At 65.2% G+C, this 25,994-nt stretch carries 24 protein-coding genes and 1 tRNA gene; 15 read left to right on the top strand and 10 right to left on the bottom strand.

The window, feature by feature from the left end; genetic code table 11:
* Positions 1-127: 127 nt before the first annotated feature.
* Genes P1K30_RS05075 through P1K30_RS05065 form a run of 3 tightly spaced genes read right to left on the bottom strand, consistent with a single transcriptional unit; the run spans position 128 to position 2,189 of the window.
* Complete coding sequence (locus P1K30_RS05075; RefSeq protein WP_275631610.1) at positions 128-934, bottom strand: metal ABC transporter permease; 807 nt, start codon at positions 932-934, stop codon at positions 128-130.
* Complete coding sequence (locus tag P1K30_RS05070) at positions 931-1,716, bottom strand: ATP-binding cassette domain-containing protein (RefSeq protein WP_275631609.1); 786 nt, start codon at positions 1,714-1,716, stop codon at positions 931-933. Before P1K30_RS05070 ends, P1K30_RS05075 begins: the two co-directional genes overlap by 4 nt.
* Positions 1,713-2,189 (bottom strand): Fur family transcriptional regulator, encoded by a 477-nt coding sequence (locus tag P1K30_RS05065; RefSeq protein ID WP_275631608.1) that lies wholly within the window; start codon positions 2,187-2,189, stop codon positions 1,713-1,715. Before P1K30_RS05065 ends, P1K30_RS05070 begins: the two co-directional genes overlap by 4 nt.
* Positions 2,190-2,276: 87 nt before the next feature.
* Here P1K30_RS05065 and P1K30_RS05060 point away from each other — a divergent pair, with 87 nt between their 5' ends.
* Positions 2,277-3,233, top strand: coding sequence for a zinc ABC transporter substrate-binding protein (locus tag P1K30_RS05060; protein ID WP_275631607.1), 957 nt, complete (start codon positions 2,277-2,279; stop codon positions 3,231-3,233).
* Here the strand turns inward: P1K30_RS05060 and P1K30_RS05055 are convergent.
* Positions 3,230-3,868 (bottom strand): exopolysaccharide biosynthesis protein, encoded by a 639-nt coding sequence (locus P1K30_RS05055; protein WP_275631606.1) that lies wholly within the window; start codon positions 3,866-3,868, stop codon positions 3,230-3,232. The genes P1K30_RS05060 and P1K30_RS05055 overlap by 4 nt on opposite strands.
* A gap of 294 nt (positions 3,869-4,162) precedes the next feature.
* Between P1K30_RS05055 and P1K30_RS05050 the strand changes: the two genes are divergently transcribed.
* The 4 genes from P1K30_RS05050 to P1K30_RS05035 are packed head-to-tail and all read left to right on the top strand — an operon-like array spanning position 4,163 to position 10,024.
* Positions 4,163-5,224, top strand: a complete 1,062-nt coding sequence (locus tag P1K30_RS05050; protein ID WP_275631605.1) for an efflux RND transporter periplasmic adaptor subunit — start codon at positions 4,163-4,165, stop codon at positions 5,222-5,224.
* Entirely contained in the window at positions 5,221-6,306 is a 1,086-nt protein-coding gene (locus P1K30_RS05045; protein ID WP_275631604.1) for an efflux RND transporter periplasmic adaptor subunit, read from the top strand. The genes P1K30_RS05050 and P1K30_RS05045 overlap by 4 nt, the downstream gene beginning before the upstream one ends.
* Positions 6,303-9,344: an efflux RND transporter permease subunit gene (locus P1K30_RS05040; protein WP_275631603.1), complete on the top strand. Its 3,042-nt coding sequence runs from the start codon at positions 6,303-6,305 to the stop codon at positions 9,342-9,344. Before P1K30_RS05045 ends, P1K30_RS05040 begins: the two co-directional genes overlap by 4 nt.
* On the top strand, positions 9,344-10,024 hold the full coding sequence (locus P1K30_RS05035; RefSeq protein ID WP_275631602.1) for a TetR/AcrR family transcriptional regulator: 681 nt from the start codon (positions 9,344-9,346) through the stop codon (positions 10,022-10,024). The genes P1K30_RS05040 and P1K30_RS05035 overlap by 1 nt, the downstream gene beginning before the upstream one ends.
* A 66-nt stretch (positions 10,025-10,090) precedes the next feature.
* Here the strand turns inward: P1K30_RS05035 and P1K30_RS05030 are convergent, their stop codons facing one another.
* From P1K30_RS05030 to ectA, 4 genes are read right to left on the bottom strand one after another with little or no spacing between them, the layout of a single operon-like run.
* Positions 10,091-11,527: an aspartate kinase gene (locus P1K30_RS05030; protein ID WP_275631601.1), complete on the bottom strand. Its 1,437-nt coding sequence runs from the start codon at positions 11,525-11,527 to the stop codon at positions 10,091-10,093.
* A gap of 3 nt (positions 11,528-11,530) precedes the next feature.
* Positions 11,531-11,932, bottom strand: a complete 402-nt coding sequence (locus P1K30_RS05025) for an ectoine synthase (protein ID WP_275631600.1) — start codon at positions 11,930-11,932, stop codon at positions 11,531-11,533.
* Between the two features lie 6 nt (positions 11,933-11,938).
* Positions 11,939-13,231 (bottom strand): diaminobutyrate--2-oxoglutarate transaminase, encoded by a 1,293-nt coding sequence (gene ectB, locus P1K30_RS05020; RefSeq protein ID WP_275631599.1) that lies wholly within the window; start codon positions 13,229-13,231, stop codon positions 11,939-11,941.
* 55 nt (positions 13,232-13,286) lie between these two features.
* Positions 13,287-13,820, bottom strand: coding sequence for a diaminobutyrate acetyltransferase (gene ectA, locus P1K30_RS05015; protein WP_275631598.1), 534 nt, complete (start codon positions 13,818-13,820; stop codon positions 13,287-13,289).
* Positions 13,821-14,046: 226 nt separating this feature from the next.
* Between ectA and P1K30_RS05010 the strand changes: the two genes are divergently transcribed.
* From P1K30_RS05010 to P1K30_RS04980, 7 genes are all read left to right on the top strand, one after another.
* Positions 14,047-14,553 carry a MarR family winged helix-turn-helix transcriptional regulator gene (locus P1K30_RS05010; RefSeq protein ID WP_275631597.1) on the top strand — a complete coding sequence of 169 codons (507 nt, stop codon included), beginning with the start codon at positions 14,047-14,049 and terminating at the stop codon, positions 14,551-14,553.
* Between the two features lie 94 nt (positions 14,554-14,647).
* Positions 14,648-14,724, top strand: a tRNA-Met gene (locus P1K30_RS05005).
* Positions 14,725-14,935: 211 nt separating this feature from the next.
* A complete protein-coding gene (locus P1K30_RS05000; RefSeq protein WP_275631596.1) occupies positions 14,936-16,465 on the top strand; it encodes an ABC transporter substrate-binding protein in 1,530 nt (509 codons plus the stop codon).
* Positions 16,466-16,523: 58 nt separating this feature from the next.
* Positions 16,524-17,441 carry an ABC transporter permease gene (locus tag P1K30_RS04995; protein WP_275631595.1) on the top strand — a complete coding sequence of 306 codons (918 nt, stop codon included), beginning with the start codon at positions 16,524-16,526 and terminating at the stop codon, positions 17,439-17,441.
* Positions 17,438-18,358, top strand: coding sequence for an ABC transporter permease (locus tag P1K30_RS04990; RefSeq protein ID WP_275631594.1), 921 nt, complete (start codon positions 17,438-17,440; stop codon positions 18,356-18,358). Before P1K30_RS04995 ends, P1K30_RS04990 begins: the two co-directional genes overlap by 4 nt.
* Positions 18,355-19,986: a dipeptide ABC transporter ATP-binding protein gene (locus P1K30_RS04985; protein ID WP_275631593.1), complete on the top strand. Its 1,632-nt coding sequence runs from the start codon at positions 18,355-18,357 to the stop codon at positions 19,984-19,986. Before P1K30_RS04990 ends, P1K30_RS04985 begins: the two co-directional genes overlap by 4 nt.
* Positions 19,983-21,326 carry a lyase family protein gene (locus tag P1K30_RS04980; RefSeq protein WP_275631592.1) on the top strand — a complete coding sequence of 448 codons (1,344 nt, stop codon included), beginning with the start codon at positions 19,983-19,985 and terminating at the stop codon, positions 21,324-21,326. The genes P1K30_RS04985 and P1K30_RS04980 overlap by 4 nt, the downstream gene beginning before the upstream one ends.
* Here P1K30_RS04980 and P1K30_RS04975 read toward each other — a convergent pair.
* Positions 21,314-22,243, bottom strand: a complete 930-nt coding sequence (locus tag P1K30_RS04975; RefSeq protein ID WP_275631591.1) for a LysR family transcriptional regulator — start codon at positions 22,241-22,243, stop codon at positions 21,314-21,316. The two genes, P1K30_RS04980 and P1K30_RS04975, sit on opposite strands and share 13 nt — an antisense overlap.
* 54 nt (positions 22,244-22,297) lie before the next feature.
* Positions 22,298-22,525 (bottom strand): hypothetical protein, encoded by a 228-nt coding sequence (locus P1K30_RS04970; protein WP_275631590.1) that lies wholly within the window; start codon positions 22,523-22,525, stop codon positions 22,298-22,300.
* Between the two features lie 243 nt (positions 22,526-22,768).
* On the opposite strand from P1K30_RS04970, the gene P1K30_RS04965 reads away from it, so the two are divergent.
* From P1K30_RS04965 to P1K30_RS04955, 3 genes are all read left to right on the top strand, one after another.
* Entirely contained in the window at positions 22,769-23,503 is a 735-nt protein-coding gene (locus tag P1K30_RS04965) for a GntR family transcriptional regulator (RefSeq protein ID WP_275631589.1), read from the top strand.
* Between the two features lie 19 nt (positions 23,504-23,522).
* Entirely contained in the window at positions 23,523-24,923 is a 1,401-nt protein-coding gene (gene ligM, locus P1K30_RS04960) for a vanillate/3-O-methylgallate O-demethylase (protein ID WP_275631588.1), read from the top strand.
* A 90-nt stretch (positions 24,924-25,013) separates the two neighbouring features.
* Entirely contained in the window at positions 25,014-25,994 is a 981-nt protein-coding gene (locus P1K30_RS04955) for a TRAP transporter substrate-binding protein (protein ID WP_275631587.1), read from the top strand.

Here is a 25,994-nt window from a genome sequence, read left to right as displayed (position 1 = left end):
GACCGGCCTCTCACGGGCCTTGTCGCGGTCAACACTGTGAGCCGGGGATGCCTTCCAGTCCTCCCACCGGCATATTTGCGGCCCAAACCGCTTTGGGCAAGAAAATTTTTGAAATAATTTCGCTGCGTTAGCGAAGAAGCCTGCGGCGCAGCGCGTCGAGCGTGCCGCTGATCAGGAACAGGATGGCGGCGACGCAAACGATGGTCGGACCGGTCGGCGTATCGAGGATATAAGCGAACTGCATCCCCCCCGCGGCCGACACGACGCCAATGCCCGCGGCGACGATTGCCATGCCTTCCGGGGTGCGTGCGAAGGGTCGGGCGGCGGCGGCGGGGACCAGCAGCAGCGCGACAATCAGAAGGATGCCCACCACCTTGATCGCGACGGCGACGACGATCGCCAAGGCAAGGGTCAGGACCAGTTGTTCGCGCCTAGGGTCGATCCCGGCGGCATGGGCCAGATCGGGGTTCAGCGTCGCCGTCAGGATCGCCGACCAGCGCCACCAGATCAGCGCCAGCACCAGAACGGCGCCGCCCCAGATCAGCGCGATGTCCACCCGGCCGACGGCGAGGATGTCGCCGAACAGATAGGCCGACAGGTCGACCCGCACGCCGTCTAGAAACGAGACGGCGACAAGTCCGAAGGCCAGCGACGAATGCGCCATCACGCCCAGCAGCGTGTCCATCGCGAAGCCGCGCCCGGCAAGGACGGACACCAGCGTCGCCATCGCCAGCGCGGCCAGCAGCACGCCCCCGAAGACCGGCACGTCAAGCGCCAGCGCCAGCGCCACCCCAAGTATCGAGGCGTGCGCGGTCGCGTCTCCGAAATAGGCCATCCGGCGCCACACGATGAAACAGCCCAGCGGTGCGGCGGCAAGGGCGGTGCCGATCCCGGCAAGGGTGGCGCGGGCAAGGAAGCTGTCGAGAAGGGTCAATTTGCGTGCTCGTGCCCGTGTTTGTGCCCATGGTCGTGATCATGCGCGTGATCGTGCCCGTGGGAATGATCGTGGTCGTGGCTGTGCGTGTGTTCGTGGCGGTACAGCGCCAGCGCGCCCTGCGTGCCGGTGCCGAACAGGGCGCGGTACTCGGGGGCTGACGCCACATGTTCCGGCGCGCCTTCGCAGCAGACGTGCCCGTTCAGGCAAACCACCCGGTCCGAGGCGGCCATCACGACGTGAAGTTCGTGGCTGACCATCAGCACGGCGCAGCCCAGTTCGGCCCGGACCTTTTCGATCTGGCGGTAGAACTCGGCAGAGCCCGGCTGATCCATGCCCTGCGTCGCCTCGTCAAGGATCAGCAGGTCGGGCCGGGTCAAAAGCGCGCGGGCCAGCAGTACCCGCTGGAATTGCCCGCCGGACAGGTCCGCCATCTGGTGTCCGCCCAGATGTCCGGCGCCGGAGGCGTCCAGCGCCTGCTGCGCCGCGTCGTCCGCGACGGGATGCGGCAGGCCCAGAAACCGGCGCGCGGTGATCGGAAGGGTCGGGTCGATATGCAGCTTTTGCGGGACATAGCCGATGCGCAGGCCGGGCTTCAGCTTCACCGATCCCGACTGCGGGCGGACGGCGCCGACGATGCAGCGCAGCAGGGTCGACTTGCCGGACCCGTTCGGGCCGACGACGGTCACGATCTCTCCGGGGTCCATGCGGAAGGTGACGTCATGCAGGATCTGGCGTCCGCCGGCCTTCACGCCAAGACCGCGGATGTCGACAAGGCTCATGCGGCGTCCTTGCAATTGGGGCAGACGCCCTCTGCCTCGACCACGGCGCGTTCGATCACGAACCCCGTCTCTGCGGCGGCGTGGCCCAGCATTCCGCTGGCCGGATCGGCGCTGGCCTCTGCCACGCTGTCGCAGACGCGGCAGATCAGGAACGCCGGAGAGTGGCGCGCGCCGGGATGCGAGCAGGCGATGAAGGCGTTCAGCCGTTCGATCCGATGCACGAAGCCATGCTTTTGCAGGAAATCCAGCGCGCGGTACGCCACAGGCGGCTGCGAGCCCATGCCTTCCTCGCGCAGGACGTCGAGGATTTCGTAGGCGCCAAGGGCGCGATGCCGTTCCAGCAGGATTTCCAGCACGCGGCGGCGCTGGTTCGTCAGCTGAAGTCCGTTCTGCGCGCAGTAGGCGTCCGCCGCGGCAACGCCGTCGGCGATGCAGTGGTGGTGATCGTGGTTTTCGAAACCGACCGGGTCCATCGTCGTGTCCTCCGTTGGTTCCCACTTGATATGTTATGCTGTATCGGTCATCAAGCCCGCTCGCAACCCGGGCCGGAGACCGCTTCCATGTTCAGACAGACCGCCATCGCCTCGCTTCTGGCCGCAACCTCGGCTCCGGCTTTTGCCGACGTCCCCGCCGTGGTGACGGACATCGGTCCGGTGCATTCGCTTGTGTCGCTTGTGATGGGCGATCTGGCCGAGCCCGGACTGATACTGCCGCCGGGCGCGGACCCGCATTCGTACTCGATGCGCCCTTCAGAGGCGGACGCGCTGGAACAGGCCAACATGGTATTCTGGATCGGCGAGTCCCTGACGCCTTGGCTGGCCGCACCGATGGAGACGTTGGCTGGCGGGGCCGAGCATGTGTCGCTGATGGATGCCGACGGGACAAAGCGGCTGGCGCTTCGGTGGGCCGATGCGTCGGATCACGCGGACGAACACGGTCATGACGAAGACGACCACGGCGAGGACGACCACGGCGAGGACGACCACGGCGATGGCGGACACGCGCATGACACGGGCGGGCTCGATCCGCACGTCTGGTTGTTGCCTGAAAACGCCCTGACGTGGCTGGATGTCATCGCGGGGCGGCTGTCGGACGCGGACCCCGACAACGCCGAGGCGTACCAAAAGAACGCGGCGGCGGCGCACGAGCGCTTGACGGCGCTGTTTGCGGAACTGAACGACACGCTGGCACCGATCCGGTCGGTCGACCTTATCCTGTTTCACGACGCGACGCAGTATTTCGAGGCCGGGTTCGGCCTGCACGCTGCCGGCACGATGACGATGGGTGAAAGCGCGCCCAGTCCCCGGCGGCTGTCCGAGCTTGCCGAAGAGGTCGCCGCGCTGGATCACGCCTGCATTGTTCTGGAACCCCATGTCAGCCCCGGACTTGCCCGGGCGGTCGGCGCGGACGTGCCCTACGCGGTCATCGACCTGCAGGGGGCCGAGAACCCGACCGGCCCCGATTTCTACGGCGCCTTGCTGCGCGGGATTGCCGACGACCTGAAGGGCTGTCTTTAGACCACCAGCATGTAGACCAGCGTTGCCGCGCATCCGATCACGCAGAACCCGATCACCGAGATCAGCCCGTCGCGCACCAGAAGCGACAGCGAGAACAGCGTGACCGCGCCGCCGAGGATCGAAGAGGTAAACGGCAGCAGTTCGAGGAAGGGCATCGCAAGGCCGCACAGCAGGCACGCAAGCTCTGTGACCCATGAGAATGGGCGCGAGACAAGGAAGCTGACCCTTTCGCGCGACATGCGGTCAAGGAAACCCGCCGGTTTGCGCAGCCAGCGGGTCGCCTTGAGAAGCGACTCGGACTTCACCTTTCGGCGCATCATCCAGTCGGGCAACCACAGGTGGTCGCGGTTCATCAAAAGCTGGATCGCCACAAGCGCGATGGTGATGCCGCAGATCGAAGAGAACGCCGGAACGCCCGACAACGGCGACAGAACGGCCAGCGCAGGCGCCATCAGAACAGGGACGAAGGACGCCTCGCCCAGCGCCGATACGACCTCGCGAAGGGTGGTTTCGTCACCGTCGGCAGAAGATTCCATGCGGTCGATGACGTCACAGACGGATGCCGGCCCCGAGTCGTGAACCGAGTCGCCGTTTTCGACCGCGTTGCGGCCCATCTGGGTGTCAGTGCTGGTCAATCTTTAGTCCTCGGAAACGGTCGTGCGAAACATGCGGGCCACTGTGCGTTGCATGGATGTCGCGGGTGTGAAACGAGGCTTGGTCCGCCGCAAGCGACGGATAAACAACACTTCATCACCTGCGACGCATCGCGTACTAACAGCTTCTATAACGCCCGACGGCGCTTGCGGTTCCGCCTTAGGTCGGACCCGGCGCGGCAACCCGCCGCACAAATGTTTCAGTCGTAGTATTGACAGAAGTGTCATTTTGAACAAATTCCCGGTCGCGGGCCATCCGGTTCGGAGGGTGAGATTATGAGTGGACTATTTCGGGCCGCAGTCGCGGCCGGGCTGATCGCAGTGACTGCCAGCGCCGCAAGTGCGGAAACCGCGCTTCCCGTACAGATCGTCGAGGTAACCGAGCAAACGCTGCCGCGTGACTATGTCCTGATCGGGTCGATCGAGGCGCAGAACAGCTATCCCGCGGCGTTCCGCACCGGCGGCCGCATCGTCGAGATCGCCGTCGAGGTCGGGGACGATGTGAACCGCGGCGACCTGATCGCGCGGGTCGATCCGGCGCAGGCGAACGCCTCGCTCAGCGCCGCCGAGGCGTCCTTGGCCGCCGCCGAGGCCGCGCTGGTTCAGGCCGAGCAGGCTCGAGACCGCGCCGCGAACCTTGTCGAACGCGGCGTCGGCACGCAGTCCACCCTCGACGAGGCGGAAGAGGCGCTGACCTCTGCCATTTCTTCCCGCGATCAGGCAGCGGCCCAGCTTGACCGCGCCCGGCAGGCGGTCGAAGACACCGAGATCCGCGCCATCGAAGACGTGATCGTGATCGAGCGCAGAGCCGACGTGGGCGAGGTGGCGACGGCTGGATCGGCCGTTGTCTCTCTGGCAAGTCAGGGCAAGCGCGAAGCGGTATTCTATGCCCCCGACGTTGGCGGTCTGTCCGCGTTCATCGGCAGAAGCTTCACCGTTTCGCCACGGGGAAGCGACGCCGAGTTCAAGGCGCGCGTCCGCGAGGTGTCGCCGGTCCTGACCGAGTCCGGCACCGTCGAGGTCCGGGCGGAAATCCCGGAAGACCTTGGCGAAGCGATGCTGATCGGCGCCACCGTGACCGGTTCTGTCACCATCACCAGCCTGCCGATCATGCGGGTCCCTTGGAACGCCCTGACGGCCACAGCGGACGGCCCGGCGGTCTGGCTGGTGGACCCGGAAACCATGCGCGCCCACCTGTCCGGGGTCGAGGTCTGGGCCTATGCGGACGTGTTCGTCGCGATAACGGGTGGCCTTGAAGAAGGCGACCTTGTCGTCGGTGCGGGGTCGCAATTCATGTACGACGGTCGCCTTGTCGAGGCAGGGGAGGGTTCGGAATGAAACGCGTTATGGTCCTTGTCGCGTCGGCGTTCCTGTTGCCCGCACCGCTGCCTGCAAGCGAACCCGTGGTGCCCGCCGAAGAACCTCTGGTGACCGCGGATGTGCCGCGGCCCGTGATCTCGGAAATCGTGTCCGAAGACCAAAACACCGAACGCGGCTTCGCGGGCGTGGTGCAGGGCGAGAACGTCGTGACGCTGGCGTTCCAGACCAGCGGCCGGCTGTCGACCTTGAACGTGGACGTCGGCGATGTCGTGGCGCGCGGCGATGTTCTGGCGACGCTGGACGGCATCACGCTGGAAGAAGACCTTGCCGCCTCGCGCGCCGCGCTGAGCGCCGCCGCCGCCGAGGCGCGGCTGGGCCGCCAGCAATTCGATCGCACCACGCGGCTTGTCGAGCTGGGCGTCGCCACCACCGCCGCGCTGGAGCAGGCGCGCGCCTACCGGGACGCGACCGCCGCCAGCCTTCGCAGCGCCGAGGCGCAGCTGTCGCAGGCCGAGGACGCCGCCGCCTATGGCACGCTTTTGGCGCCGCGCGATGGCATCATCCTGTCGACGCAGGCAGAGCCGGGCACGCTTGTGTCGCCCGGCACGGCGATCCTTGAACTGGTCGACGTTCTGGGGCGCGAGGCGGTGATCGACGTGCCCACGGAATACGTCACGCTGCTGCCGCGCCGTGCGATCTTCGACGTGCGGCACCATTCCGCCAGCGTCACGCCGGTGAAGGCTGTGCTGCGACTGGTCGAGCCGGTGGCCGACGCCAACCTGGATACCCGCCGCTTGCGGCTGACCCTGCAGGATCCGCCGGACGATTTCCGCATCGGCAGCCTTGTCACCGCGACCTACGCGACCGAGACCGCGCCGGTGATCTCGCTGCCGGCGGGCGCCATCGGGGGCACCGAGGACGCGCCGGGGGTCTGGCGTGTCGGGCCGGGTCGAGCGGTGGAATTCGTTCCCGTGGAACTGGGTCCCGAGGTGGGACGCCGGGTGGTGATCACGTCGGGTGTCGGTGACGGCGACGAGATCGTGGTGCGGGGCGCGTCGAGCCTCGAAGAAGGACAGATCGTCGGGGAGCATCGGGAATGAAAGGCTTCAACCTGTCCGACTGGGCGCTGGGGCACCGGTCCTTCGTCTGGTTCCTGATGCTGGTCTCGCTGATCGGCGGCGGCCTGTCCTATATGTCGATGGGGCGCGAAGAAGATCCGTCTTTCACCATCCGCACCATGGTCGTGTCCGCATCGATGCCCGGTGCCACCGCCGAAGAGACCGTGACGCAGGTCACCGACCGGATCGAGCGGAAGCTGCAGGAACTGGACGTTCTGGATTCGACCCGCTCGGTCACCTATCCGGGGCAGGCCGTGGTCTATGTCGATCTGCGCGACGACATGGATTCGTCCGAGATTCCGATCGCATGGACCAAGGTCCGCAACATGATGTCGGACATCCGTGGCGATTTTCCGAACGAGTTCGCGGGCTTCGGGTTCAACGACAACTTCGGCGACGTCTACGGCAACATCTTTGCCTTCACGTCCGACGGCTACCGCCCGGAAGAATTGAAGGACTATGTCGAGGATGTCCGCGACGCGGTCCAGCAGCTTCCCGCTGCAGGCAAGGTGGACCTGATCGGAACCCGCGAACGGGTCATCTATCTTGAATTCTCGACCGAGCGCATGGCGGCCCTTGGCCTGAACGCGCAGACCGTGCTGACCACGCTGGGCGCGCAGAACGCCATCGTGCCGTCGGGCACGATCCACACCGAACGAGAACGCCTTCTGCTTCGCGTCGGCGGTCAGTTCGAAGATGCCGAGGCGCTGGCCGCCGCGCCGCTGCGGTCGGGCGACATCTTCTTCACCCTGTCCGACGTGGCCGACGTCAGCGAAGGCTATATCGATCCGCCGGATTCGTTGGTGCGGTACAACGGGGAACCGGCCATCGGGCTGATCATCGGCATGCGGCCCGGCGAGAACATTCTCGACTTCGGCGAGGAAATCGACGCGCTGATGGCCGAGATGGTCAAGGACCTGCCGGTCGGGATCGAGGTGCACAAGGTCGCCGACCAACCGCATGTGGTGGACGAGTCCGTCGGCCACTTTGTGCAGGCGCTGGCCGAGGCGGTTCTGATCGTGCTGGCCGTCAGCTTCGTCTCTCTCGGCATTCGGGCTGGCTTTGTCGTCAGCCTGACGATCCCGCTGGTGCTGGCGCTGACGTTCCTGATCCTGAACGAGATGGGCATCACGCTGCAGCGGATCTCGCTAGGGGCGCTGATCATTGCGCTGGGGCTGCTGGTGGACGACGCGATGATCGCGATCGAAACGATGATCTCGCGGCTGGAGCGCGGCGAAAGCCGGACGAAGGCGGCGGCCTATGCTTGGACGACGATCGCGTGGCCGATGCTGACCGGCACGCTGATCACCGTCGCGGGCTTCATTCCCATCGGGCTGAACGGCAGTCAGGCGGGCGAATACACGATCTCGCTGTTCTACGTCATCGCGGTTTCGCTTGTGCTAAGCTGGATCGTCGCCGTCCTGTTCGCGCCGGTGCTGGGCGCGACCTTCCTGCCGAAGAAATGGAAGCACACGCATGGCGAACCGGGTTGGTTGCGGCGCAGGTTCCACGGCGTGTTGCGGCTGGCGATGCGGTTCCGGTGGCTGACGATCCTTGTCACGCTTGCCGCGTTCGCTGTCGCACTGCTTGGCATGGCGAAGGTCGAACAGCAGTTCTTCCCGACGTCCGACCGGACCGAGATCGTGGTGGACGTGACGCTGCGCCAGAACGCTAGCTTCAACGCGACCAATTCGGAGATGGCGGATTTCGAGGCATGGCTGGCAGAGCAGGAGGAACCGACCTTCTGGACCGCCTACATCGGGGACGGGGCGCCCCGGTTCATCCTGACCCACGATGCGCCCACCGCCGGGCCGAACATCGGGCAGGTGGTGATCGTGACCCCTGATCTGGACGCCCGCGATGCGCTGACAGCGAAGATCCGTGAATACTCGCTTGAACATGTCGCGGTCGAGTTCTTCCCAAAGTTCATCGAGCTTGGGCCGCCGGTCGGCAAGCCGGTGCAATATCGCGTGGCCGGAACCGACTATGCGGTGCTGCGTGAAGAGGCGCTGAAGCTGGCGGCGGTGCTGTCGAAGGATCAGCGACTGGACGCCATCAGCCTTGACTGGAACGAGCCCAGCCGCGTGATACGGGTGGATCTTGACCAAGCGCGGATGCGGCAGCTTGGCCTCACGCAGGCCGACGTCGCCAACGTGCTGACCAGCCTGTTCGAAGGCACCACCGTCACCCAGCTGCGCGATGGGCGCACGCTGGTGGACGTGCTGGCGCGGGGCGAGGCGCAGGACCGTTCGACGCTGTCCTCGCTTGAGGATCTGCAGTTCGCCGGCGGGGACGGGACACCGATCCCGCTGTCGTCGATCGCCAGTCTGACGTGGACGACCGAACAGCCGATCATCCGTCAAGAGGATCGGACGCCGGTGATCACCGTGAAGGCCGCCGTCATCAGCGACGACCAGCCGGCCACCATCGTGAACGATCAGGCCGCCGATATCGAAGCGTTCCGCCAAGAGTTGCCAAGGGGCTACACGGTCGAGATCGGCGGCGTCGTCGAGACCAGCGCCGAAAGCCAGGCGCCCATCGTCGCCGTCGTGCCGATCATGATCCTGATCATTCTGACGCTGACCATGATGCAGATGCAAAGCTTCCGCCTGATGGCGGTGGTCATGGCAGTTGCGCCGCTGGGCCTGATCGGCGTGGTCGTGGCGCTGCTGGGGTCCGGCGCGCCGATGGGCTTCGTCGCGGTGCTGGGGGTGCTGGCGCTGGTCGGCATCCTGATCCGGAACTCGATCATCCTCGTGCAGGCAATTCAGGACCTGCTAGAGGCGGGCCGCAGCCGTTGGGACGCCGTGTTCGAGGCCTCGGACCAGCGTGCCCGCCCGATCCTGCTGACCGCGGCGGCGGCCAGCCTCGCGCTGATCCCGATCTCGCGCCAGATCTTCTGGGGGCCGATGGCCTTCGCGATGATGGGCGGCATCATTGCAGGGACGCTGATCACCCTGCTGTTCGTCCCGGCGCTGTACTGCGCCGTGTTCAACGTCAAACGACCGGAGAAGGAATGATGAACGCGATGGGAGACCACCGCACCCGTGTGGCCGAACAACGGCGCGTGAAGATGCGCCGCCGCCTGATCGAGGCCGCAACCCGCGTTTTCGCGCGGCAGGGTCCGGAAGGCACGGTGATCGAGCATGTCATCGAAGAGGCCGGCGTTGCCCGTGGCACGTTCTACAACCACTTCCGCAGCATCGACGCGCTGCTAGAGGCCGCGAAGAACGAGCTTGGCCACGAGATCATTCAGCTGGCATCCGCCTCGGCGCGGAAGAACAGCGGCGATGCGCGGGTGCAGATGGTGCAGGGGCTGAAAGGTTTCATCGACGTCGCACGTCGCTATCCGCTGTTTCTGGAATTCCTTGCGCGCCTTGGTATGCGCGGCGCCGGGCCGGGCAGCTACGTCCGCGAGGTCACGCCGATCTACCTTGAAGAGGGGATGAAGGCGGGTCTGTTCTGTCCGATCCCGTCGCAGATCGCCATCGACATCCTCGAATCCAGCTCGCTGGCGGTCCTGCGTCGGCTTCACAATGGTTGCGATGTCGACGTCGACGCCTTCGTGGCGGCGATGCTGCGCGCGATGGGGGTCGAGCCCGAGGAGTCCGAGCGTCTGGCGGCGGTGCCGCTAGAGGCGCTGGAGGTTCCCGAAGACAGCATGATCGCCCAAACCGACGCGTTCCGGGTCGCAAGCTGACCCAAATGAAAAGGGCCGCCCCGGGAAAGTGCGGCCCTTTGTCATTTCAAACCTGCCGATGGCGGATCAGGCGGCTTTCCTAGGAAAAGCGGCCGGCTGGTTTTCGACCAGCGCGCCGTGCAGCGCCTTGATCGCCGGCTTCAGGTCGTCGCGCTCAAGGACGTACAGGACGTCCACATTGCGCGGGCCTTGGCTGGCGCCGATGGATTCCAGACCGGCATCCGCGATGGCCTGAAGGCCACGGGTCAGCACCGACAGACCGCGCAGGTCGCGGCCAATGACCGATGCGACGCTTAGCGTCCGCGACCGGACTTCGGCCGACGGATAGCGTTCCGACAGATCCCGTTCGACGCGCCGCATGGTCTTCAGCGAGGCATCGACATAGTGGGTGATCGTGTTGGCGTTCGACACCTTCGACACGATCCGCACGTTGTGGCGCGTCAGCACCTCAAGGATCGCGGCGTCGTAGCCTTTCACGCCCACCATGTCCTGTTCGAACAGTTCCAGCGCGATGATGTCGAGGCCGGTCACGATCTCGACCGCGGGTTCCTCGGCCGGCTGATCGTCGATCAGCGTGCCCGGATCGCCCGGCTCGAAGGCGTTCGTGACGCGCAGCGGCACATCGGCCTGGCGCAGCGTCTTGGCAGCCTTCGGGTGGATCGCTTCCATGCCCATGTTCGACAGCTGGTCGGCCACGTCATAGTTGGTCCGGCCCAGCTTGCGCACGGCGTCCTGACCCACAAGGTTGGGATCGGCGGACGACAGGTGGAATTCCTTGTGAATGATCGCCTCGCGCGCACCCGTCAGGGCGGCGAGCTTCGAAAACGTCACTTCGGAATAACCCCGATCAAATTCACGCATCAGGCCTTCGGCGCATTGCGCGTAGCCGGTCACGATCGGCATCTCAGTCGCCGGATCGACACCGCTCATGGCAGAGTTGATACGTTCTTCCAGCGACACGTCGCCTTGGTCACGCCAGCCCGACAGATCCACCAGACGCGCGTTCACGCCCGCCCGCTGAAGCATCTGGGTCGTGACGAAGGCGGAATGCGCCTCGCCCAGCCCGGACAGCAGTTCGCGGATCTGCAGCATATGTTCCGATAGGCGGAAGTGGCCGTAGGAACACAGGCGCTGCAAGTCGATCAGGCAGTTGCGCGCGCCTTCGATCCGTTCGCGGACGAAGCCGTCGGCCCGTTCGATGTCGGCCGAGTGCTCCAGCACCTTGCCGTGCGCCTCGGTCATCGCTTCGGCGACCTTGTCTAGCGCCTCGTGCCAGCCGTGGTCGTTGTCCGAGTTGGCAAACCGGGCATAGACGCCCGCGTCACCGGACTTCTTGTGTTCTAGCAGCAGGTTGGTGATGCCGCCAAAGGCCGACACGACGAAGACGCGCCCGTAAAGGTCGGCGCCCGTGCGCTCGCCGATGAACAGCGTGTCCCGCAGTTCATCGACGCGCGACATGGACGTGCCGCCGATTTTTTCGACTGTGTGGTTTTGCTCGGTCATGGCTTAGTCGGCAAGTTCCTTCGCCGGTGCATAGGACCCGTCCTCTTGGTGGACCTCGGTCCCGGTCACGGGCGGATTGAAGCAGCACGCCATCACGAGTTCTTCCTCGGCTTTCAGCGTGTGCTTGTCATGTTCGTTCAGCGCATACATGACGCCGGGCGTGATCTCGTGCGTCTCGCCGGTGGCGAGGTCGGTGATCGTGCCCTTGCCCTGCATACAGTAAACGCTCTCGAAGTGGTTCTTGTAGTGGAACGTGTGTTCCGAACCCGCCTCGAGAAAGGTGATGTGGAAGGAAAAGCCCATCCCGTCCTGGGCCAGCAGCATCCGCACGCTGGTCCAGTTGGCATCGGACACCACGCGGTCGCGCTCGTCCTTTACGATCTTGTTGAAGTCACGAACGATCATGTCGGGTTACTCCGCAGCAATAGTGTTGTTGGTGGTGACGTCGCGAGCCGCATCGAGAACGATGTTCAGGCCCTTGCGGAACGTCTCCTTCGGGGTGGTCAGCGGCGCCAGCACCTTGACGACTTCGTCGTCCGGGCCGGAGGTCTCGATGATAAGACCTTTCTCGAACGCGCGACCGCAGATTTTCGAGGCCAGCTCGCCCGAGCCGACGTCGACGCCACGCATCAGGCCGCGGCCCTTCAGCTTGCCGCCGTCGACGATCTCGGCCAGATCGGCCAGCGCCTCGGTCAGGATCTCTTCCTTCTCGGCCAGCTCTTTTTCAAAGCTGTCGTCGGCCCAGAACTTCTCGATCGCCACGCGGGCGGTCACGAAGGCATGGGTGTTGCCGCGGAAGGTGCCGTTGTGCTCGGCCGGGCCCATCACGTCATGTTCGGGGCGCACAAGGACAAGGCCCAGCGGCAGGCCGAAGCCCGAGACCGATTTCGCCATCGTCACGATGTCCGGCTGGATGTCCATTTTCTCGAACGAGAAAAACGTGCCGGTCCGGCCACAGCCCGCCTGAATGTCATCGACGATCAGCAGCGCGCCGTGTTCCTTGGCCAGTTTGGCAACCTTCTGGACCCACTCGGTGCGGGCAGCGTTCAGGCCGCCTTCGCCCTGCACGGTTTCCAGCAGGATCGCAGCCGGAGCGTCAACGCCGGACGAGGCGTCTTTCAACACGGCTTCGAGGAACTTCGTGGTGTCGCAGTCTTCGCCCATGTAGCGGTCGAAGGGCATACGCGTCACGCCGGTCAGCGCAGCGCCAGCGGCGCCGCCACGGTGATAGCCGTTGCCGGTTGCGGCAAGGGCGCCCATCGTCACGCCGTGGAAGCCGTTGGTGAAGGCGATGATGTTGGTGCGGCCAGTCACCTTGCGGGCGATCTTCATCGCCGCCTCGACGGCGTTCGCGCCGGTCGGGCCGGTGAACATCACCTTGTGGTCCATCCCGCGCGGTTCGAGGATCTTCTCCTCGAACGTCGTCAGGAAGTCGCCCTTGGTGTCGGTGTGCAGGTCAAGACCGTGCGCGATACCATCGTTCGAGATGTGGTCGATCAGCGCCTGCTTCATGTCCGGGTCGTTGTGCCCGTAGTTCAGCGACGAGCAACCGGCCAGGAAGTCGATGTAGGTATTGCCTTTGTCGTCGGTCAGTTCGGACCCGGACGCGCTGGCGAAGGACGTCGGGAAGCCACGGCAGTAAGAGCGGGCTTCGCTTTCGCGACGTTCGTAGATCTCATAGTTTTTATTCATGTCTTTCGGCATGTCGTGCTCCTTTCGGGAAGGAATTTCTGTCAGGGGAAACCGGGTGCGGCGGCGCTTATGCAGCGCGCGCCAGCGGGGCCGGTTGCGGCAGTTCGACCGTCACCATGTGCTCGGTGTCGTGCTTGCCGCCAAAATGTTCTTCGCTTTCGAAATGCGGCTCGTCCGACAGGTCGCCGCCGATATGGCGGGCGAAGCTGCGGAAAAGACCCCACGAAGCGTCGTTGTCTTCGGTGATCGTGGTCTTCAGGTGCGTGGCACCTTCACATTCGTCGCGGTTCACCAGCTCGAGCAGCATCTTGCGCCCAAGGCCAAGACCGCGCGCTTTCGGGCCGACAGCGACCTGCCAGACGAAAAGCTCTTCTTTCGCCGGGATCATGTGGCCCGAGATCCAGCCCACGATTTCGCCGTTCAGTTCCGCCACCACGCAGGTGTCGCGGAAATGGTCGGCTTGGACCAGATTGCAGTACATGGAATTTTCGTCGAGCGGTTTGCAGGCTTTCACCAGCTCCCAGATTTCGGCCCCGTCCGTCGCGTCCGGCTTGCGCAGAAGGGGCGTCCGCGATCGGGGTGTGATGGTGTCTTTCGGCATGGCTTTTACCGTTCCTCGCATTTCGTTCGGTAGACTAAATAGATTGGACGCCGTTTGGTTTCAACGAATGAAAGAAAAATCCACGAATTTGTTGCTAAAATAGTGATATGCGGAAAAAATCTTTCACATAGCGAAGGAATTTGCCCTGAAAAGTCCTTCATCTCATGAAGGATGTGCCACCGGCGGGGTGTTGCCGATCCCTGCGGAGCGAGGATAAACCCGTCATATGGCCGAAGATGTAAGCCCCAGAACCGACCAAAGCCTGATCGCGCTTCGCAGGATTCTGCGTGCGACAGAGCTGTACGAACGCAACCTCGCGCAGGCCGCGGGGCTGACGCCCGCGCAGTTGCGGGTGCTGCAGCTGGTGGCCGGCGGGAAGAACGCCGGGGTCACACCGAAAGAGCTTGCGAACCGCATGGGCGTCAGTCAGGCGACCGTGACGGCGCTGGTCGACAAGCTGGTCGCGCGGGGCATGGTCACCCGCTACCGGTCCGAGGCGGACCGCCGCCAGACGGACGTTGTCATCACCGACGCGGGCCGCGCGGCGGTCGATACCGCGCCGGATGCCTTGCAACAGCGGTTCGTGAAATCCTTCGAGACGCTGAAGGACTGGGAGCAGGCGCTGCTGATCTCGTCGCTGGAGCGGGTCGCCTCGATGCTGAATGCCGAGGAAATGGATGCCTCTCCGGTGCTGACCTTCGGCGAGATCAAGTCGAGCGCACCCAAGCGATAAGGGCCGCCGCAACGGCAGCGGATTTTTCCGCCATGCGGGCGGTTTTTCCCGCTTGACGCCCTGCGCCGCCTCGCATACCTACGCCGGCGGTTCCGGCGGAGTAGCTCAGTTGGTTAGAGCAGAGGAATCATAATCCTTGTGTCGGGGGTTCAAGTCCCTCCTCCGCTACCACCACCTTCCAGTCACGACTGACATGCACGATCGCGGCGCTTCGGCGCCGCGCCGTCGTGTGTCTTACAGTCACGCGGCGATGCGCTGGCATGGCGTGTGCCGTGCGGTTCCTGCACCTCAGTTGCGCCTGACGCAAGTAAACGTCTTATATTTGCAATTTTAGCATATAGGCGGCGACGCTAGTATCACTGGCATCGAAAGGGAGGAAACCATGAGAATGTCACGCTGGCGCAGTGTCTGCGCCGCGAGTGCCCTTGCGCTCGCCACGTCCTTCGCCACGGCCCACGCAGGCCCCGAGGACGACACGCTTCGCGCCGCGATGGCGGAAGAGATCCTGAACCTCGACTACAACTACACCACCAAGCGCGAGTACATCATCCTTGCGCAGCTGACCGATGCGACGCTGTTCAACATCGATCCGGAAACGCAGGAGGTGAACCCCTCGATCGCGACCGGGTACGAATGGGTCGACGACATGACGCTGGACGTCACCCTGCGCGACGACGTGAAGTTCCACGACGGCAGTACCCTGACGCCGGAAGACGTCGCCTACACCTACAACTGGATCGCCAGCCCCGAGAGCGAGTCGAACGCCACGGGTGTGGTGGAACGCTGGCTGGACAATGCAGAGGTGACCGGGCCCGATACCGTGCGCTTTCACCTCAAGTCCGTGTATCCGCTGGTGATCCGCGACATGGCCAACCGGATCATGATCCGCAAGGACGGCACCTATAACGAAGGCGGAGAGATCGACCGCGACGCGATGTCCAGCGATCTGATCGGCACTGGCCCCTACCGTGTCGTCAGCTTCGAGCCGGGCACCGAGCTGGTGCTGGAAAGGTTCGACGACTACTTCGGCGAGGCGCCCGAGATCGGCAACGTCGTGGTGCGCAACATTCCCGACGTCGGCACGCAGCAGGCAGAGCTGATGTCCGGCGGCATCGACTGGATGTTCAAGGTCCCGCTGGATCTTGCCGAAAGCCTTGGCGCCACGCCGATGGCCTCGCATCTCAGTGGCCCGGACCTGCGGGTCGGCTTCCTTGTGCTGGACGCTGGCGGCTACACCGACCCGGACGGCCCGCTGACCAATGTGCTGGTGCGCCGCGCGGTCAATCACGCGCTGAACACCGAGGAGATGGCCGAATTCCTGATCGGCGGCTCGGCAGAAGCGATCCACACCGCCTGTCACCCGGCGCAGTTCGGGTGCGACCAGGCCGCGGTAGCTTATCCCTACGACCCCGAGAAGGCAAAGGCGCTGCTGGCCGAGGCCGGATATCCCGATGGCTTCCCGCTTGAGCTGTGGGCCTACCGCGACAAGGCGGCGGCAGAGGCGATCGCGTCGGATCTGACCAAGGTCGGCATCGACGTGACCCTGCGCTATGTGAAGCTGGAAAGCCTGAACCAAGCCCGCGCCGCACGCGAAATCCCGGCGTACTTCGGCACTTGGGGTTCGGGCGGCACCGCCGACACGGCGGCCATCGCGCGCATCCACTTCTCGGGCCAGTCCGACCGCGACATGTCGGGCGACGGTGATCTGGCCGAGCTTGTGCTGTCGGCCGAGCAGACCAGCGACCAGGAAGAGCGGAAGGCGATCTATTCTGACGCCATCGGCAAGATCGCGGACGAGGCCCTGTGGGCGCCGCTGTTCTCTTACTCGGCGAACTACCTCGTGTCGCCAGAGCTTGATTTCCCGCTGGATCCGGACGGGCTGCCCCGTCTGCAGAACGCCAGCTGGAAGTGACACGTCCCGTGCGGGGGCCGATACTGTCGGCCTCCGCACCAGATAGGACCCTTGCCTCATGTTGCGATACATCGCCCTGCGCGGGCTGCTCGCGCTTCTTGTCGCCTTCACGGTCTCGCTTGCCGCGTTCCTTCTGCTTAACGTCGCCGCCGACCCCGCCCAAGCCATCGCCGGAGAGGACGCGACCCCCGACGTGGTCGAGGCGATCCGCGCCCGCTATGGGCTGGATCGTCCGCTGTCGGTCCGCTACTTCGACTGGCTCGGCGGCGTGCTGCAGGGCGATTTCGGCGAAAGCTATTACTGGCACAAGCCGGTGGCCGAACTGGTCGCGGACCGCGCGGACGAAACGATCACGCTGGCCCTGTCGGCGCTGGCCGTCACCATCCTGATCGCCATTCCCCTGGGCGCGCTGGCCGCGCTGAACCCCAACAGCTGGATCGACCGTTTCGCGCTGGGCGTCGCCGTGTCGGCGCAGGCGGTGCCGAACTTCTGGCTGGGCTTGATCATGATTATCCTGTTCGGCGTCATGGTCCCGATCTTCCCTGTGTCGGGCGATGACAGCTGGCGCCACTTCGTCCTTCCGGCCTTCGTGCTGGGCGCGTCCTCGGTCCCGGCGGTCATGCGGCTGACGCGGACCGGCCTGATCGAGGTGATGGGCGCCGACTATGTCCGCACCGCCCGGTCGAAGGGTTTTCGCGGCTGGCCGCTGCTGCGCCGCCACGCGATGCGCAACGCGCTGCTGCCAGTGATCTCGGTCCTTGCGGTCCAGCTGGGCCAGAAATTCGGCGGCTCTGTCATCACCGAGTCGATCTTCGCCATCAACGGGCTGGGCCGGCTGGCGCTGGAATCGATCCTCGGCGCGGACATCCCGACCGTGCAGATGCTGATCTTCGTCTTCGCCATCGTCTTCGTCGCCATGAACCTTCTTGCCGACATCCTGAATGCGGCACTGGACCCGAGGATCCGGATCGGATGACCAGTACAGACCTTAGCTTTTCCACCACGCCCGCCGATGACGAGGCACAGATCGTGCTGACGCCGGGCCAGATCTTCCGCCAGCGGCTGTTCGGTCACACCGGCTTTCTGATCGGGGCGGGCCTGATCCTTGTGATCGTCGTGATCGCGATCTTCGCGCCGCTGATCGCGCCGCACGATCCCTATGCGCAATCGCTGTCTGCGCGGATGCTGCCGCCGGTCTGGGTCGAGGGCGGCAACTGGGACTATCTGCTGGGCACCGACCAGAATGGCCGCGATTATCTCAGCCGGCTGATCTACGGCACCCGCGTGTCGATCACCATCGGCATTGGCGCGGCCACCGTCGGCCTGCTGATCGGCGTGACGCTGGGCGTTATCGCCGGGTACTTCGGCGGCTGGGCGGACCATGCGATCAGCTTCCTGCTGACCGCGCAGCTTGCGCTTCCCGGATTGCTGCTGGCGATGGCGCTGGTGTTCATCATCGGCCCGTCGATCTGGGTGGTGATCGGCATCGTCGGCGTGCTGCACTGGACCTACTACCTCGTGGTGACTCGTGCCGCCACGCAACGCATCCGCAGTCAGGACTTTGTCGCCGCCGCCGCCGCATCGGGGGCCAGCCCACGGCAGATCATCTGGCACGAGATCATGCCCAACCTGCTGAGCGCGATCATCGTGATCTTCACCTTCGAACTGGGCATCGCGATCCTTGCCGAAAGCTCGCTGAGCTTCCTCGGCGTGGGTATCCAGCCGCCGACCCCGTCGTGGGGCCTGATGATCGCCGAGGGCAAGCAGGCCATGTTCTATCGGCCGTGGCTGGTCGTTCTGCCGGGCATCTGCCTGTTCCTGCTGGTCATCGGCGCCAACCTAATGGGCGACGGCCTGCGCGACATCACTTCGCCAGAGGGGCGCAACGAATGAGCCAGCTTCTGGATATCCGAAACCTCGACATCTCGCTGGCCCTGCCGGGCGGCATGTTGCACGCGGTCAAGGACGTTTCGCTGTCGCTGGACCGGGGCGAGGCGCTGGGCATCGTTGGCGAAAGCGGCTCTGGCAAGTCGATGACGGCGCTGGCCCTGATGCGGCTGCTGCCCCGCAGTGCCCGGCCAAAGGCCGCACGGCTGGCCTTCGACGGGCAGGATTTGCCGCAGCTTGACGACCGCACGTTCGCCGCGACCATCGCGGGCCCGCGGATCGGCATGATCTTTCAGGAACCGATGACGTCGCTGAACCCGGTCTACACCATCGGGCGCCAGATGACCGAGGCCGCCGTGGCGCGCGGTCTGATGTCCGCCTCGGCGGCGCGGAAGAAGGCGGTCGATCTGCTGGACCGTGTCGGCATCCCCGATCCGCAGGGCCGCATGAGCCAGTTCCCGCACCAGATGTCCGGCGGCCAGCGGCAGCGCGTGATGATCGCGATGACGCTGATGCTGGACCCGGACCTGTTGATCGCGGACGAGCCGACGACCGCGCTGGACGTGACGGTGCAGGCGCAGATTCTCGACCTGCTGGACGACCTGCGGCGCGAACGACAGATGGGGCTGATCCTGATCTCGCACGATCTTGCCGTGGTAGCAGAGAGGACGGACAAGGTCGCTGTGATGTACGCTGGCGAACTGGTCGAACAGGGGCCCGCCAGGCAGGTCATGTTTTCCCCGCAGCACGACTATACCCGGATGCTGCTGGATTCGATCCCGCGTCTGGATGGCGAACCGGCGCATGTCATTTCGGCGCGCGCCTCCGACGACGAGGTGATCGTCGCCCGCGACGTGACCCGGCTGTTCACCTCGCGCAAGGGACTATTCGGCCCGAAGCGCGAGATCCGGGCGCTGGACGGTGTCAGCCTGTCGGTGAAGCGCGGCGAGACGATGGCCCTGATCGGTGAAAGCGGTTCGGGCAAATCGACACTGGCGCGCATTCTTCTGGGGCTGGACCAGCCGACATCCGGTGCGGTGTCGATGCTGGGCCGTCCGCTGGCCGACCTGCCCGCGACGGAACGGGCGCGGTTCGTGCAGCCCGTGTTTCAGGACCCCTACACCTCGCTCAACCCGCGTCGACGGCTGTCCGAGATCATCGCGCGGCCGCTGGTGCTGCGGGGCGAGGGGGACGGCACGAGCCGCATGGCGGCGGTGAAAGAAGCGATGGAGCATGTCCGCCTGCCCGCTCGCTTGCTGCACGCCTATCCGTCGCAGCTGTCCGGCGGGCAACGCCAGCGCGTCGCCATCGCCCGCGCGCTTGTCACCCGGCCCGAGGCGCTGATCTGCGACGAGCCGACCTCGGCGCTGGACGTGTCGGTGCAGGCGCAAATCCTGAAGCTGCTGGAAGACCTGCGCCGCGAGATGGGGCTGACCACGTTGCTGATCACCCACGACATGGCGGTGGTGCACGAAACGGCCGACCGGGTCGCGGTCATGTATCAGGGCCGCATCGTCGAACACGGCACCGCCGCCGACGTCCTGTCGAACCCGACGAATGACTATACCGCACGCCTGCTGGCGGCGGCGCCGCGCTTTGGCGACGGGGCGCCGGTGACAGAGGATGCCCGATGAAGCTTGGAACCCCGAACCTGACGCCCGACACCCTGTTCGCGCGCGAAACGCTGTGGCAGTCGTGGCTGGACGTCGAGGCCGCGCTGGCCGAGGTGCAGGCCGACATGGGCATGATCCCGGACCACGCCGCCGAGGGCATCCGCGCCGCCGCGCGGCTGGACACCATCGGGATCGAGGCGTTGCAGGCCGACATCCGCGTCACCCATGCGCCGATCCTGTCGCTGACCCGGCTGCTGGGGCGCGCCGCGGGCGAGGCCGGGGCGTGGGTCCATTGGGGCGCGACGACGCAGAACGTGATCCAGACTGGGCGCATCCTGCTGATCCGCGAAGCCGACCGCGCCATCCGCAAGGCGCTTCGGTCGGTGCTGGAACAATTGGCCGACACCGCGACGACCCATGCCGAAACGCTGATGGCGGGCCGCACCAACCGGCAACACGCGTTGCCGATCACCTACGGGTTCAAGGTCGCTGGTTGGATCGAAGAGATGACCCGCGCCATCGACCGGCTGGACCACGGCGGCCGCCGCCTGTTCGTGCTTCCGTTCGGCGGCGCGGTCGGCGCAATGCACGCCTATGGCGCGGGCGGGCAAGAGCTGAACGCGCGGCTGGCCGCGCGGTTCGGGCTGGACGCGTTGCTGGTGCCCGGGCGCGCGATCAACGACCTGTTCGCGGACTACGTGCTGCAACTGTCGCTGCTGGCGATGACCATCGAGCGTATCGCGTCCGAGCTGTACCTGCTGATGACCGAGGAAATCGGAGAGGTGTCGGAAACACTGGACGCCGGGACGGTCGGGTCCTCGACCATGCCGCACAAGATCAATCCCAAGTATGTCGTCCGCGTGCTGGCCGAGGCGGCCGAACTGCGCGGGCTGGCGGGCTCGGCGCTGGAAACCGGGGCCTCCAGTCACGAGGGCGACGCGGTGCGCAACCAGTTGGTCAACGCTGTGCTGGACCGCGCGGTCCCGCTGGCGTGGACGCTGGCCGAGGGGTTCGATGGCTTGCTGCGCCGGATCGCGGTCGATCCTGACCGAATGGAGCAGAATTTGCGGGCCACCGGCGGGGCCATCGCGACCGAACGGCTGATGATGATGCTTGCGCCCCGGACCGGGCGTGCGGCGGCGCACGACCTGATCCACCACGCGCTGGACCACCGGGCGGCGGGGCAGACGGTGCTGGACGCGCTGCTGTCGGATAGCGCGGTGCGCCAGCACATGACCGAACCGGAAATTCGCGACGGTCTGGACCCGGCTGGCTATTGCGGCGACAGCGCCCGCATTGCCCGCGATGCCGCCGCCCTTGCGCACAAGGTGGCCAATAGCCTTACGGATCAGATCAGGTAGACGCTGTCGGCAAGCCCGGGTTCGGTGGCGCGGCGGTCTTCGACATGGGCCATGATGCCATCAAGAAAGACCTCTGCCAGCTCGGCGCGCGGCCCTTTCGCGTGCACGCTGGCGTAGGTGATCCAGTGGTCGCCCTCTAGCGGGCGCAGCGCCATGCCCTGCATCGTGGCCGGGGTCATCACCATCGGGTCGATCAGTGTCAGTCCAAGCCCCTGCCGCACCATCTCGACGGTCACGATTGTCGATCCCGTTTCGAACGCGATCTCGGGCCGCAGGCCTGCGGTGCCCATCACGTCTTCCAGCCGGTCGCGCCACCTTTGCCCCGCCGCCAGCGACACCAGCGGACCGGCGGCCAGATCGCCAAGTGCGACCTCCTTCGCACGTTCCAGCGAATGCCCCGCAGGCATCAGCACGCACAGTCGCGACCGCAGCACGGGCATGATGTCGATCGGGATGATCTCGTTCTCGACCGGAAGCGAGATAAGGCCCATGTTATAGCCCCGCGCGGCAACCTTGCTTTCGATCTCGAACCGGCTTTCGACGTGGACCGTGCATTGCAGGTCGACGCCCTCGCGCCGCAGTCGGGCGATGGTGGGCACGACTAGGCCGTTCGCCAGCGGCGCGGCGGTGACTACCGACAGCCAGTTGCGGGTCCGCGTGCGGATGTCGCGGGCGATTAGCGGGATCTCGTCGATGCCGTCCAGCGTGTTGGAAATCTGCTGGTAGAACAGCGCGCCTTCGTCCGTCAGTTCAAGGTTCCGCCGCGAGCGCGAGAACAGCGTCAGCGACAGTTGACCTTCCAGCTGTGTCAGCAGGCGGCTGGCGGCGGATGGTGACAGGTTCAGCCGGTCGGCGGCCTCTGACAGCGAGCCGGTGGCGACGACATAGCGGAACAGGCGAAGACCCCGAAGGTTCATGGCAGGCTCTGGATTGCGATAATTGCATCCAATTGCCGTATGTTTGCGGTTTTGTCAAAACCGCGCCGAGGCTTGGCTGGCATGACGTTCGGTCGAATCCGACGGTGCGGCAAGCACGATCACGATGACGGTGCACAGGATCAGGATCGCCGAGCCGGATGCAATGACGATGGCACGGGACTGCAGCAACCCCTTGCGGGCATGGCACCGGCCACACAGGCGCCCGGCCAGCCGCATCCGGTGACCGCATTCGCGGCAGCGGAAGACCCTGAGTGCAGGCATCTTCGTCGTCTCCCCAAGACTGAACATTCACGTATGCCGTACCTCGGAAAATCACCGGCGATGGTTAAATTTCGCTTAATCGGCGGCAGGTTGGCTGGGTGGATCGTTGGCCCGCTGGAACGGGCGCCGATCACATTTCTGTATACATAAGCGCCCCGTGATGGCCGTATGTCCGCCGTGCGTTATTCTTTGACAGGGAAATGTATACAGAATAGCGTTTCGCCAGCGGCAAAGGGAGGAACTATGCCGACGGAGGAGAGAGTCTCTCAGTACGAGAAGGCGCTGCAGGAGTTGCGCGCGCTTATCCTGAACGGCGGGGTCGAGGCGAACACCCGACTGGCTGAGACCGCGCTTGCCGAACGTTTTGGAATTTCGCGCACGCCGCTGCGGCAGGCGATGGACCGGCTGGTCGAGGAAGGCCTGCTGGAACGCGCCGACACCGGGCGCTGCCGTGTCGCGAGCTTCACCATGGAAGACATCATCGACGCCATCGAACTGCGCGGCGTCGTCGAGGGCACGGCGGCCCGGCTGGCGGCCGAACGCGGCGCGGATCCGGCGCTGGCGGTCGAATGCCGCGCGGTGCTTGATGCGCTGGACCGGGCGACGGCGTCGGCGGATGCGATCGACTTCACGGCCTACGTGCGGCTGAACGCGCGGTTTCACGAACTGATCGCCGCGCTGGCCGGAAGCCGGGTGGTGCAGCGCGAGGTAGAACGCGCCGCGCGCTTGCCACTCGCGTCGCCCAGCGCGTTCTTGCAGGGGCAGGAGGTCGTGCACGACTTCCGCGCCTCGCTGCCCCGTGCGCAACGTCAGCACCGCGCCCTGTTCGACGCCATCCTCGCCCGCGAAGGCGCGCGCGCGGAATCGCTGGCCCGCGAACACGCGCGGCTTGCGCGGATCAACCTTGAATACGCCATGCAAGCCGGACCGGACATCGCCGAACGCGTGCCGGGTCTTGCGCTTGTTTCAGACAACTGACCATAGGAGGAACCACATTATGTCCAGTCTCAGTGACGCGATTGCAAAGGCCGGAAACCCGGTCGACATGCTTCGGAACTCGGCCATCGGGATGTACGTCTATCCCGTCGTTGCGCCCGAGTTCACCAACTGGCGCGACGAGCAGCGGGCGTGGCGCGAGTCGGCGGTGCTGTTCGATCAGTCCCACCACATGGACGAGCTGATCGTCGAGGGCCCGGACGCCGAGGCGTTCCTTGCGCATGTGGGAATCAACGGTTTCGCCAACTTCGACCTTGCCCGCGCCAAGCACTTCGTGCCGGTCACCCCGGCGGGCCATGTCATCGGCGACATGATCATTTTCCGCGAGCGTGAGGACAAGTTCATCCTCGTCGGCCGCGCACCGACCGCGAACTGGACCAAGTTCCAAGCCGCCATCGGCAGCTGGAAGGTCCGCCTGATCCACGACCCACGCTCTGACAGCCGCCCCGATGGCGAGCGGGTGCTTCGCACGCACTATCGCTTCCAGATCCAGGGCCCCGACGCGCCGAAGATCTTCGAGGTGATGAACGGCGGGCCGGTTCCGGACATCAAGTTCTTCCACGTCGACTGGATCAACATCGGGTCCAAGAAGGTGCAGGCCCTGCGCCACGGCATGTCTGGCGCGCCCGGTCTGGAAGTCTGGGGTCCTTACAAGGACAAGGCCTACATCCAGTCGGTGATCATGGAATCCGCCGAGAAGGCGGGCGTGAACCTCGTGCGCTGCGGCAGCCGCGCCTATTCGACCAACACGCTTGAATCCGGCTGGATCCCCAGTCCGCTGCCCGGCATCTACACCGGCGACGGCATGATGCAGGAGTACCGCGATTATCTTGGCGCCGACGCATACGAAGCCGTGGGTTCGATCGGCGGCAGCTATGTCAGCGACAACATCGCGGATTACTACGTGAACCCGTTCGAGCTGGGCTATGGCTTCTACATCGGCTGGAAGAAAGACGACTTCATCGGCAAGGATGCCCTGGCCAAGATGAAGGACGGGCCGAACCGCAAGAAGGTCACCTTCGAGTGGAACAAGGACGACGTTCTGAAGGTCATCGCCAGCGGCTTCGAGGACGGCACGCCCTACAAATGGATCGACTTCCCGCAGCCGAACTATGCCAGCTCTAGCGCCGATATGGTGATGCAGGGCGACAAGATGGTCGGGATGAGCATGTTCAACGGCTATTCGTTCAACGAACGCTGCATGCTGTCGCTGGGCGTGGTCGACGAAAGCGTTCAGGAAGGCGACGTGCTGACCATGAAATGGGGTGAGCCGGACGACACCGGCAAGACCTCGACAGAGACGCACAAGCAGGCCGAAATCCGCGTTCGCGTGTCGCCTACGCCTTACTCGCGCGAGGCGCGCGAGGGCTATGCGGCCGATAGCTGGCGGGCCAAGGGTTAGAAATAACGAAGAATTCTATTTTCGCGGGGGCGGGCAGAGGTTAGGTTCGCCCCCGTCAACATCACTGGTGTCACCAGGGGAGGGAACGACATGAAATTCGACAGACTGATTGCAGCCGCCGCCATCGCGGTCGGGTTTGCCGGAACGGTTTCGGCGCAGGAACTGAAGTTCGCAAGCTTCACGCCGCCGTTCCACACGATCAACGCCAGCGTCATCGAAAAGCTGAACGCCGACGTCTCGGCGGCCACCGACGGTGCGCTCACCGTTCAGGGCTACCATGGCGGCGAGCTTGGCGCCGGTCCGCTGGAACAGTACGTGCGCGTCGTGCAAGGCGCGGCGGATATGTCCTGGGGCCTGCCGGGCTATACCTCGTCGCAGTTCGAGAAGACGATGATCGCGGAACTGCCGGGCGCGATCCCGGATGACAAGCCCGGCTACGAGGCGCTGTGGGCCGCGTTCGACAGCGAACTGGCGGGCGAATTCCCGGCGACCAAGGCGCTGGCGCTTTGGACGTCCGAGCCCAACATCTTCATCATGCGTGAAACGGCGATCCGTACGCCCGAAGACCTAGCCGGCCTGAAGGTCCGCGTCGCGGGTGCGACGGCTGCCGAGGTGGCGACCGCTCTGGGCGCGACCCCCGTGCAGATGCCGATGACCGAGGTCTACAACGCGATGCAGACCGGCCTGATCGACGGCGTGATCACCGGCGTGTCCGTTCTGACCGACTTCAAACTGAACGAGGTGACCGGCGCCGTGACCATCGGCGCGCCGCTTGGCCGCCTGACGTTCTACACGGTCATGAACCAAGGCGTGTACGACGGCCTCGGCGATGCAGAAAAGGCCGCGCTGGACGAAGCGTCGGGCATGGGCCTGTCGAAAAGCGCCGAGGATGCGTGGAATGCCGTCGCGGACGAGGCGCTTGCCGCCGCACGCGAGAACGACGCGATCGAGGTGGTCGACCTGTCCGAGGACGAGCAGGCGGCCTTCGCCGAAGCCGTCGCGGATGTGGTGGATTCCTACGTCGCCCGCGTCGGTGGCGAGTCCGCGCTTGCGGCACTTCGCGGCGAGTAA

The sequence above is a fragment of the Psychromarinibacter halotolerans genome (assembly GCF_029168315.1).
Taxonomy (GTDB): domain Bacteria; phylum Pseudomonadota; class Alphaproteobacteria; order Rhodobacterales; family Rhodobacteraceae; genus Psychromarinibacter; species Psychromarinibacter halotolerans.
The sequence above is the reverse complement of the archived record's forward strand: the minus strand, read 5'-3'. Positions and strand labels throughout refer to the sequence as shown.